The organism is Mesorhizobium tianshanense (assembly GCF_007830515.1).
Classification (GTDB): Bacteria; Pseudomonadota; Alphaproteobacteria; order Rhizobiales; family Rhizobiaceae; genus Mesorhizobium; species Mesorhizobium tianshanense.
Map to the genome: position 1 here is coordinate 1 of NZ_VLKT01000127.1, position 3,371 is coordinate 3,371.

General features: G+C 60.2%; 4 protein-coding genes. 3 read left to right on the forward strand and 1 reads right to left on the reverse strand.

The window, feature by feature from the left end:
* The 3 genes from IQ26_RS38620 to IQ26_RS38630 form a co-directional block, all read left to right on the forward strand.
* A partial coding sequence (locus IQ26_RS38620) for a cation:dicarboxylate symporter family transporter (protein WP_145723546.1) occupies nt 1-399 on the forward strand: 399 nt, incomplete at its 5' end.
* 327 nt (nt 400-726) lie between these two features.
* The gene (locus tag IQ26_RS38625; RefSeq protein ID WP_162458200.1) at nt 727-1,758 is read left to right on the forward strand and encodes a LacI family DNA-binding transcriptional regulator; all 1,032 of its coding nucleotides are present in this window, start codon (nt 727-729) and stop codon (nt 1,756-1,758) included.
* A 169-nt stretch (nt 1,759-1,927) separates the two neighbouring features.
* On the forward strand, nt 1,928-2,740 hold the full coding sequence (locus tag IQ26_RS38630; protein ID WP_145723547.1) for a TIM barrel protein: 813 nt from the start codon (nt 1,928-1,930) through the stop codon (nt 2,738-2,740).
* Nucleotides 2,741-2,746: 6 nt separating this feature from the next.
* On the opposite strand, the gene IQ26_RS38635 is transcribed toward IQ26_RS38630, so the two are convergent.
* The coding region (locus tag IQ26_RS38635; protein ID WP_145723548.1) for a LysR substrate-binding domain-containing protein at nt 2,747-3,371 on the reverse strand (625 nt) is incomplete at its 5' end.

The window sequence follows — 3,371 nt, forward strand, 5'->3', positions numbered from 1 at the left end:
GGGCTCGTCATCCCGACCGGATATTCCTTCAATCTGGACGGCACCAATATCTACATGACGCTGGCGGCCCTCTTCATCGCCCAGGCGACGAACACGGATCTGTCAATTAGCGATCAGGTCCTCCTGCTGCTCGTTGCGATGCTTTCCTCGAAGGGTGCAGCAGGTGTAACAGGTGCGGGATTCATCACGCTGGCCGCTACGCTCGCCGTAGTACCCAGTGTTCCCGTTGCTGGCATGGCTCTGATCCTTGGCGTCGACCGCTTCATGTCCGAATGCCGGGCGCTGACGAATGTCGTCGGTAACGCGGTGGCATCGCTCGTCGTCGCCCGCTGGGAAGGCGAATTGGACCAAGCGCAGATGAAAGCCGCCTTCTGCGGTCATCAGTTTGCCGAGTATTAAACCGGCCACGCCCCGCCGAGCAAGGTCGCAGCTTCGCGACCTGTTAAGTCGCCGGGCTGGTCAGCACCAAACAATCGACTCGCAGGCTCCAAACAGCGCTTCGCGCGTCGATGAAATCAGAAGCGCTAAAATGCGGCGAGTGCAAAATTATGGGCTCCCTAAGCAAACGAAGTGTACATCGATACGCGCCCGGTTACGCCTGGATTGCTGTTCGTCGAATACGCTGTCGATCATGAATATTCGGTCACTTTGCCGCCCGGAACCTTTGCCGAGATGTATTGGATGACGGAGCGTCAGCCGGCGTTAAAACTAATCAGAATTGGACCCATGACCAAGCGCCCCACAATTACCGATCTCGCCCGCGAAGCCGGGGTCAGCGTGGCAACTGTCGATCGGGTTCTGAACGCCCGCCATCCGGTGCGGGAAGAGACCGCGCGGCGGGTCCACGAGGCCGCCCACGCCATCGGCTATCATGCTGCCGGTCTCATCAAGCAGCGCTTGCAGCGGGACCTGCCGCACTATCGGCTGGGCTTCATCTTGAGAAAACCGGCCCAGCATTTCTACCAACACTTCGCGCGCGAGGTCGAAGCGTCGGTCAGTTTGGCCCAGTCCTTCCACGGCATTCCGCTCATCGAATTCGCGCCGTCACACGTGCCGTGCGACCTGATCGCACTCCTCAAGGATCTTGGGAGCCGCTGCCACGCGATCGCCATGGTGGCGCCGGACCACCCGAAGATTACGGCAGCGGTCGAGGAGCTCAAGGCCAAAGGCATTCCAGTATTCTCACTGCTTTCGGACTTCGCCGCCGGCGTGCGCCAGGGCTATATCGGCCTCAACAACCGCCAGGTCGGGCGGACGGCCGCTTGGATGTTTTCCAAGGTCGCAAAACGGCCCGGAAAGGTGGCGGTGTTTGTCGGCAGCCACCGTTTCCAGGGGCAAGAGCTCCGGGATATCGGCTTTCGCTCCTATTTCCGTGAGAACGCGCCGACATTCGAGGTGCTCGATCCGCTCATGAACCTCGAGAAACGGCAGATCACCTACGAGGCAACGCTGGATCTCATGCAGCGGGAACCTGAACTCGTCGGCTTCTATGTGGCCGGCGGGGGCATGGAGGGCGCCATCTCCGCGCTCAGGGAAGAAGGCGAAGGTCAGGATCTCGTCGCGATCGTGAATGAAATCACGCCGGAGTCACGGGCGGCGCTCGCAGATAACGTCATCACGATGGCGGTCGCGACGCCAATGCGCCGGCTTTGCCAGGAGCTGACAACGCTGATGGCGCGGGCCATCGAGACCGGCACCGCGGAGACGCCGGGACAGACATTTCTGCCGTTCGACATCCATCTGCCGGAAAATATATGAAGCTTGATGGATTCTATCATGGACGTCGAGTTTCCTTTCACAAATGAAAGAAAGTTCGATTGACTATTCTGCCTCGTTTCGGTCTGTACGATCAACGAGCGGTTGCCACGCGGCAGAAGCCGAACAGCCGAGAACGGCGACCGCGCTTCATCGAAGGAAAAGCCAAGCCATGCGCCAGGTGTCGCCCCGCATTGCACTCGGCCACATGACGGCGTCCCGCCTTGATGTTCGGGCATTTTTCGCGCTTGCACGCGACCAGGGTCTGGCCGACGTTCAAATCCGTCTTTTCAGCAATCCTTTTGCACCCGGCATGCCGGCTACGGACGTCCGGTCTGCCGCCGCCGAAGCGGGCGTCACGATTATCTCTGTCCACGCCTTGCAGCGCTTCAATGAGTGGACCCCCGCGCGCCGGGCCGAGGCGAGCAAGCTAGCCGATTATGCGGCTGAGTGCGGGGCGAAGGCGCTCGTGCTGATGCCGGTCAATGACGGCTCGTGGCCCGCGAACGGCGAGCGCCACGGCAATCTGCTCCTCGCCTTGAGCGCGCTCAAGCCAATCCTCCAGTCGCGCGGTCTAATCGGTCTCATCGAGCCGCTGGGCTTCCAGACCTGCTCGCTGCGATCGAAGAAGGAAGCGGCTGAGGCCATTACCGCGGTTGATGGCCAGTCCGCCTTCCGCCTCGTGCACGACACGTTTCACCACACACTCGCCGGGGAGACGTTCTTCTCCTGCGAGCTAACCGGTCTCGTGCACATTTCAGGCGTGAACGATCCGACCTTCTGGATTTACCCGGATCGCGTCCTGGGAGGTTCCGACAATGGCAGCCAGATCCGGGCGCTGCTTGATGGCGGCTATGCCGGCCCCTTCTCGTTCGAGCTAGTCGAGGAAGTCCACGCGCTGGACGACCTCGCAGGCGCACTTGCCGCCAGCATCGATCTCATCCGACACGGGGCTATTGAGGCGAGAGCCGGTGTGAGGCGCTGAGCAGATTTAGGAGCGCCCGCGACGTCCCGAGGTCGTAGCCGTGCGGGACGCCTCCTGCAACATTATCTCCCGCATCCAGATGCTTGCCGGATCGCTGTTGTGAAGGGCCGGCCATTGGAGGGTCTCGGTAAATCCGGGAAGTGGCAGTGGAAGTTCGACGATCTGCAGGGGGAACGTTTTTTCGAAATGCTTGACCAGCCGCAAGGGCATGGTCGCTATACGAGCTGTACCTGAGACCATAGGTGGGATCATGCTAAATGCCTGCACGACGACCTCGACACGTCTCTTAAGACCATGCTCAATCAAAAACCATTCCTCGATGGAGGGCTTCTGCGTACGCCCGAACTTGGCCGCAACGTGCCTCATCGACATGTATCTCTCGAATGTAAGCTGCCTTGGCAGCTGCTTGTTCGTAGGGCAGCCTACGCACACGAGCGTCTCTTCGAACAGCGGCATTCTTGGATGCGCGCTCGACATGAACAATTCCGGAAGAATTAGAAAATCGACGTCACCGCGCCGGAGAAGCTCATCGGGGCTGTCGTCGATAGGCAGCAATTCGAAGCTGACGGCGGGCGCTTCCCGTGCAACACGCTCGACGACCTTTTCAAAAAACACGAGTGTGACGAAATCG

Bases quoted from the DNA above. Each gene is read 5' to 3' on its own strand.
- IQ26_RS38625 (WP_162458200.1), top strand. From the start codon at position 727: ATGACCAAGCGCCCCACAATTACCGATCTCGCCCGCGAAGCCGGGGTC.
- IQ26_RS38630 (WP_145723547.1), top strand. From the start codon at position 1,928: ATGCGCCAGGTGTCGCCCCGCATTGCACTCGGCCACATGACGGCGTCC.